The organism is candidate division WOR-3 bacterium (genome assembly GCA_039802005.1).
GTDB lineage: Bacteria > Hydrothermota > Tepidihabitantia > SM23-42 > JAOAFX01 > JAOAFX01.
In genome coordinates this window covers 1-7,511 of the sequence record JBDRVV010000055.1, presented here as the reverse complement: position 1 = coordinate 7,511, position 7,511 = coordinate 1, and the positions used below count along the sequence as shown (strand labels likewise).

The following is a 7,511-nucleotide window of genomic DNA, read 5'->3' as shown; positions in this document are numbered from 1 at the left end:
GGGCATGCTACAGTTTTTGTTATTCTGGTTCCGGTCCTGACCCCTGTGGGGTTGAAGGTGTGGTAATTGGGTTAAGGTTGAGATGCTGGTTTATAAAAACATACTTTCAAAATCCCGCAGCGAGAAGGGTCCTGAAAAAAGGTCGTACTCCTCGGGGACCGGGGTGGGTATGAAATTTTTAAAAAACGGGTGCTTTGAAAATCTGAACACCCATAACTTTGAACAAGGAGGTACATATGAAAAGACTCATTGACTTTTTAGTGTGTGTATGTATAATAAATATCATGTGTACAAAGGAAAAACAATCTACCGAAATAGAAGGGAGTTATACAGAAGATACCACTGAAGTTCTTGCCGCACCAGCGCCACCAACCTATTACTTTATTAAAACATTCACTTGCGGTGATACTACAATTGCAGAGATAATTGAGATAACTACAAACCCAGATTCATTGTATCAGCCAGAAGGATATTCTCAAGTAACTTTGACTGAATTACATAACATGGGTTATCTTTCGCCTTCAGAATCAGAGGTAGAAGCAAAAAAACAAGGTACATGGCAGGGAGAAGATATAAGAGGTGGTCTCCATGTGGCATCTTGGATTTATACTGAATACGTGTTCAATTATACATTCAAAAGGGTCTATTGTTCATCAAAAACTTATCGTGATTGGAACTGTCCAGGACCATGTTATGTATCTGACAAAACATATCGTGACTGGTATAATCTCGTACATTCCTGCCCGCAAAATGGTATGTGGTGTTATAATTGGGGGTGGGCAAAGACCTGTTCATATTCTGTAATGTATCCTTCATCAGCAACATTTCGTTGGGATCAGTTAGGCATACATAAATTTTCATCAGGCGGCACATATTACAATACCCATGCGTATAAGACTTGGTAAATGCGGAAACAGAAATAAGGGGTGGTGTTAATAGTCCACCACCCCCTCGTTAAAATTTGAAAGGAGGAGAAGTGAAGAAATTTATTTTAATAATAATTGTTTTCTTCTTTTTCGTTTATCCACAACCCCGTGTTGAACTCGGAATAAAAACAACACGGTATTTGATGTCGGAAATGATTATGTTTTCACAGGGTACCTGGAATGTTGATATTTTTCTGGAAAAATATTGGGGAATAAGCAGCGAGATTGTAATTAGCTTCACCAAAAATATTTACCTACGATCAGAATTCCTGGAATTAAAAAAATATGATAGCGGCGGAAATAGTTTGAATTTGTTATCTAATCTAAACACAGATTTAATAGCTGTTCTACCTGTAAACTGGAATTTAAGACCTTTATTTTACGGTGGGTTTTCTTATGAGAAATACAGTAATCTCAGCCTAAATGACTATCGTGGTATTGCACCGGTTTACAACGTAAGAGCTGGTTCGGGCCTTTTATATACACGCATGAAAAATCCTAAACTATTTTTAGAGATAGAAATGTACAACTATAAACAATCCGAATATAGAAGGGTGCCGATGGAAGATATGATATTCAACATTCGTTGTGAATCTCTGGGATTTAATCGTGTCAATCTGGGCTTAAGATTCCAATTATAAAATGCATAAAATTGAAATTTTAGGGAGCCTTGCAATGATGTGTAAATGGATTTTTACTTTAGTATTTTTGATAACAAATTTATTTTTGAGTTGCTTCTCAGATCGAGAAGAAGATTTTTGGGATTATAAATCTGAGATTGGTAGCGGTTCGCCGATTAGAGATCTCAGTGGTGTTAGTATAGGTATTACAGTAAATAGTGCCGGCGAAAATGCAATTGTTGATTCACTTAAAATTCGAGTAAACATAGAACACGAAAAACCATCAAATTTAATTATCAAGTTATACCGAAATGATGATTCTATTGTCGCCTGGGGTAACAATTATCTCGGTGGTAGTCAAGAGTATTCAACAAATTACTTTAATGGAAAAAACGCCAACGGAAACTGGGGCATCATGGTCTACGATAGTGTTGCTGACGGGAACGAAGGATATTTAAATGGATTCACCCTTATGATTAAATACAAGACAAAATGACGGATGTAGGCTATAAAGGAATCAGGGTTTAACTATACTACCCCCAGTTGCGAAGAAAACTGTATAACAAATCACCGCATTTTATTTTCGCCGCTGGACTGCCCCAGTTTTCAAATTGGGGAAGTGGCTACTACATTTTTTTATCTGCGGAAGCGGCTTCCAGCCGTGAAACAAAAGTGCACCAATCTCCTATCTCCCCCTTTAGAAAAGGGGGATTTTAGTTAACAACGCATCAGCAAGCTGATGCACTCCAACTAATCGGCTATCGTTATACGGTTTCGCTGCCAGTTTCGTTATACGGTCTCGTATATCAGTTAAGTTTTTGCTAACTAAAAAATAAAAATCAATGGGCTTATGCACGCAATGGCAATCCACTCTAAACTACAAACTAATTACCATACCAGCATCCAAACCCATAAACCAATCACCATTTTTTGTAGTGGTCAAGATTGCTTGACATTTGACTTTTATGCAGAGCAAGCTCTGCCACTACAAAAGATTTTAATCTCACCCTTTAGTAAAAGGGGGATTAAGGGGGATTTGATCAAACACAGGCGTGGTTATTGGTTTTTGGGCATTGAAGCCTGTAATAATAAAAATTTTTTCCAAACAGCAGCGAGAAGGGTCCTGAAAAAATGTCGTACTCCTCGGGGGCCGGGGTGGTTCTATCTTTGTCTCAAATCTGGTTTAATACAAATTGGAGGTAAAAATGATTGAAGTAATGAACTGGGGTGGTGGTGTGCAGCCAAATGGAACCGCCTGCCAGTGTGGCTGTACATGTGTATGCGGGTGTTTATGTTCGTGCGTTTATCCTGAGGATCCTTACCAACTTGGAGATGCTAATAATGAAGCGAGTCTCCATTGCCACAATACTCAACTTACAAGTGATGCAAATGCTGTGCATGAAGCAGTCAAAAGAGGTTGGACACCATGATAGTGGATATTCGGGGATTGGGGGTAAAGAACCCCAATCCCCAGCATTGAGGAATTGTCTATGGAACTGCCTCCATTTGTGCATAAATTTCAAAGCCTTAAAGGAAATTATTATATCTATGATGTAAAAACAAACCAAATAATTAGGGTGGATAAAATAGTTTATGATATAATAGAAGATCTCGGTGTTTTATCAAATACTGAGCTTATCTCAAAATGGCAGGCAAAATATCAACTTGATTCTGTAAAAAAAGCACTGAATGAGATAGAAAAATGCCGCCGAAATGGACTATTTTCTAACAAAAGGTTTACGAATATGCTTGTTCCGTATGATCCGCAATATCTCCAGAACGAATTGAAATCAAAGATTGGTTATATGATTCTAAACATCACCGAGGTTTGCAATATGAGGTGTAGATACTGTTCATTTTCTGGTACCTACAAATATGAAAGAACGCATTCTAATAAAATTATGGATGACCACACCCTTTATAAGGCAATACAGTATTATTTATCACATTCCCAATACAGCGAGATCAGATCAATATCAATTTATGGTGGTGAACCACTAACTTCTTTTGAAAAGATAATGGAAGTCAAAGAGTTGATTGGTAATGAAATCGAACTACACATTGATTCTAACGGTTTGGTTCTTGAAAGGGAAGATATTAGGGATGCAATAATAAAAAATAAATTTTTTCTCCAGATAAGTCTTGATGGACCCGAATTATTCCATGACCGCTATCGTGTGGATGTAAATGGTAAGCCCACATATGCCCGTATAACTAATAGCCTTAGGCAGATACAGAAGGCGGCTCCGGACTTTTTCAAGCAGGCTATCTCGTTTGCGGTCACTATGTCACCCGATACCAATATGCTGGAATTGAACAATTTCTTTGAAGACTATGAACTGGTTAATGGACAGCGAATAATCGTAAATTCAGTCTACCCTTATGATACTACATTCTTTGAAAGGTTCACCCCCGAAGATTATTCTAGTTTGGCTACTCAATATGATATATTAAGAAAGGATTATATAAGACGCCGTATCAATAATGAAGAGCCAACGGCATTTGAAAAAGCCCTCTTTGAGAAAACACTTGTACTTTTCCACAAAAGAAAGCTCAATGAACCCTACGATGCTATTATAATGAATGGTTGTTGCACTCCGGGTCTGAGGAAAATTTTTGTTAATACCGACGGACAGTTTTATCCCTGTGAGCGGGTGATGCGGGCATATAATATCGGAGATGTTGACAAGGGAATAGAAATTGATACAATAATGAGTATCGCAAGGGAGTATGTTATGTATTCGGAGAGTGATTGTATCAATTGCTGGGCGGCAAAGATTTGTGGTGCTTGCTTTGCTACTGCTGTGAAAAATAATAGATTTGACATTGAAAGGAAAAGGGAACAGTGTGTAGTCTTAAGGGAGGCAAGGCACATTGATCTCGTTACCTATACATCAATAATGGAAGAAAATCCAAATGCATTTGACTTTACAAAAGATATGATATTTGCTTAAGATGAAAAAGAAATGTTTAAATTGGTCCTGAGCATAGCATTTATTGCAAATTTCCTTTTTTGCTTTGTCCCTTATGAATTCAAGGCGAATAGGATTACAAAACCGCCGGTGATTGATGGTTATTTAAATGACCCCTGCTGGGACGAGGCAACAAGGATAGAAAAGGATTTTAGAAATTATGACTATGATGACCCTGAGTATGGTAAAATTGCCCCGGTAAAGACGATTGTCCTGGTTGGTTATGATGATGAAAATCTCTATGTCGGCGTTATCTGTGAAGAACCTGAAATAAGTACGATAAGAGCAAGGGCAAAGAATCAAAGCCGTTGGTGGGAATCAAGTGAGGATGACCAAGTGGGTGTAGTGATTATTCCCAATTCCTCCCAAAATGATACCTATGGTTTTCAAGTTAATGCTAATAGTATCTCTTCTGTGTACTTTGTGATTCCAATTGCTCCAGAATTATTTGCTGAATATTGTGTATTGGAAAATTTTATCTGGTATGTGGATGCAAAGATTCTTGATACCTGCTGGACAGTAGAGATGCAGATTCCATTCCAGAGTTTAAAGGTGTATTCAAATTATATAGACTACTTCAGAATGGATGTGCACCGGATACGTCCCCGGGAGTATATACCCTGTTATCGCCTTTCTCCTTATGTGCGCGGTGAGCTCTATCTCAAATACTTTGCCCGGATGCATATAAATGACTGGATTGCAAAGCCTGAAAGGATTGAGTTCTTGCCGTATTTAACCGGTGGTTTGACCATTGATACACTGACCGACCCTAATCTGCGACTTGGATTTGGCGGTAAATACTACTTCAATTATGATAATATCCTTGATTTTGCCATTTTACCCGACTTCTCTCAGATTGAAACCGATGTTCCCCAGATTGATGTCAATACCACATCTGCCCTTTATTACGAAGAAAAAAGGCCTTTTTTCCTGGAAAGGAAATCATTCTTTGAAACACCCATTCAGGTCTTCTATTCAAGAATGATAAACGACCCATTGGGAGCAATAAAATATACTGGGAGCATCAAAGACTATTCAATGGGTTATATCTTTGGCCTTGACCGCCATACACCATTTATTCTTCCTTTTACGGAGCGGAGTTTCAGTATTGGTAGTAATAAAATGAGTACAAATAATATCTTAAGATTGAAGAAGACCCTGCTTAAAGATACTTATTTTGGGCTTTTAAGCACGGACAGAGAGATAATAGAAGGTGGTTTTAATCGGACATTTGGCCTTGATGGTGCATTTGGATTTTTGAAAGAAAACACTGTAAAATTTCAGGGGATATTAACTTGGACAAAAGAGCCATTTGATACATTGTTGTTTAATGGGTATGGAATAGAATTCAATGGTCGGACTGCAAGATTTGATGGGGAAGAGTTTACGGGGAATGGGATGCTAATAGAGTATTTCCATAAAAGAAAATATCTCAATTTCAATGGTTATTTCAAAACCCTCTCTCCAGAATTTCGGGCAGACCTTGGTTTTATTAACTATCATGACTGGACAAAATATGGGTTTTCTGTTAATTTTCCGTGGATAATAAAAAAATATTTTATTGAATCGGTTACTCCAGAATTGCAATTTGAAAGGGCACATAGATACTTTGGAATAAACACCGGTCTCAGTCAGAGTTGTGGTATAACCCTTCAATTTAAATATTTAATCAATACTCGGTTTATCTATCAATTGATTGATAAGTTCTATCGTGATATGTGGTTTAATGATATGTGGTCTTATAGTGCAAGTTTATCAAGTTATACATTGAAATTTCTGTCAATCGGTATGTTTCTGAACTATGGTCGCTCAATAAACTACTATTCTACACCATTAAGTCTGGGCTATAATCTATATCCCTATTTCTGGTTTGATTATAATTTTGGACCAGTATCAATTGGTGCAAAATATTATCAATATCTATTCTGGTCACAAAAATTTGGTGAATGGATATATAATCAAAAGACTTTTGAATTAAATCTTTCCTATACATTTACCCGTTTTATGGGTTTCCGTGTTATCGGGCAATATAACTCCAGCAACAAAAATTTACTCATTGCCCCTTTATTTTCATTCACCCCAACACCCTTAACCCTTTTTTATCTTGGTGCCAATCATAATTTTAATAATGAAACACCTCTTGATATTGGAGGATATGAGCATACTAAATCCCAGATATTCTTAAAAGTTCAGTATCTATTCCGTCATTGAAGATTAAAGAATATATTAGCCATTATGTAAATTTTCTGAAACTATGCAAAGAATTCTATAAATATGGTTATTGGTCAGCGGTCTTGGCATTGGTGGCAATAATTCTGCAATTGCCAGGTCCATTTTTAACAAAGTATGCGATTGACCGGGTATTTCCTCAGAAAAATATGGCATTACTAAATACTATTGTGCTTGGGTTATTGTTATTGATGGTCTTTAAGATTCTCTGTGGTTTTTTAAATGAGATACTATTATTTTTATTTCGCACCAGGGCGATAATGAAGATTCAATTAAGGCTCTTTGCCCATATTGAGGATTTAAGCGTCGCATTCCATAACGAAAAGACCGTGGGTTTTTTTACCACAAGATTGGGACAGGACACCGCAAATCTTCAGGGTTTGATCGCGGTTGCAGGGATTGGCGATCATAAAACTTTGTATAATATAAATCCTTCATATAAAAATCTATTTGATAAGCAAAGCAGCTGACAAAATTAATATTTCCCATCTGTTGGGAAATATCAAAAATAGGTATTTTTAAAAAGAAATACATGCCAGGAGAAAGTGGAAAATACTACAAATTTTATCAAAAAATAGCCCCAGTTTCGAATATCAAAGTGTTGAAATTTGATGGGGTTTGAGGATTTTCTGCAAAAAAATGGCAAAAATCGGTTTTACTGACATTTTATGTCAAACCACTGACATAAAATGTCAGTGGCTAAAATGCTGAACTGTCCTGCATTTGCACGATTTTGTGGATAATTTGTGGATAACTTACTGACA

At 37.0% G+C, this 7,511-nt stretch carries 7 protein-coding genes; all 7 read left to right on the top strand.

What is annotated here, in order from left to right; genetic code table 11:
- Positions 1–236 precede the first annotated feature (236 nt).
- Positions 237–905: a hypothetical protein gene (locus ABIL69_11425; protein ID MEO0124598.1), complete on the top strand. Its 669-nt coding sequence runs from the start codon at positions 237–239 to the stop codon at positions 903–905.
- A 71-nt stretch (positions 906–976) separates the two neighbouring features.
- The gene (locus ABIL69_11420; GenBank protein ID MEO0124597.1) at positions 977–1,567 is read left to right on the top strand and encodes a hypothetical protein; all 591 of its coding nucleotides are present in this window, start codon (positions 977–979) and stop codon (positions 1,565–1,567) included.
- Between the two features lies 1 nt (position 1,568).
- Entirely contained in the window at positions 1,569–2,042 is a 474-nt protein-coding gene (locus ABIL69_11415) for a proprotein convertase P-domain-containing protein (GenBank protein ID MEO0124596.1), read from the top strand.
- Between the two features lie 709 nt (positions 2,043–2,751).
- Positions 2,752–2,976, top strand: a complete 225-nt coding sequence (locus tag ABIL69_11410) for a hypothetical protein (protein MEO0124595.1) — start codon at positions 2,752–2,754, stop codon at positions 2,974–2,976.
- 60 nt (positions 2,977–3,036) lie between these two features.
- A complete protein-coding gene (locus ABIL69_11405; protein ID MEO0124594.1) occupies positions 3,037–4,500 on the top strand; it encodes a radical SAM protein in 1,464 nt (487 codons plus the stop codon).
- 12 nt (positions 4,501–4,512) lie between these two features.
- The gene (locus tag ABIL69_11400; GenBank protein MEO0124593.1) at positions 4,513–6,729 is read left to right on the top strand and encodes a hypothetical protein; all 2,217 of its coding nucleotides are present in this window, start codon (positions 4,513–4,515) and stop codon (positions 6,727–6,729) included.
- Positions 6,726–7,217 (top strand): ABC transporter transmembrane domain-containing protein, encoded by a 492-nt coding sequence (locus ABIL69_11395; protein MEO0124592.1) that lies wholly within the window; start codon positions 6,726–6,728, stop codon positions 7,215–7,217. Before ABIL69_11400 ends, ABIL69_11395 begins: the two co-directional genes overlap by 4 nt.
- Positions 7,218–7,511: the final 294 nt, after the last annotated feature.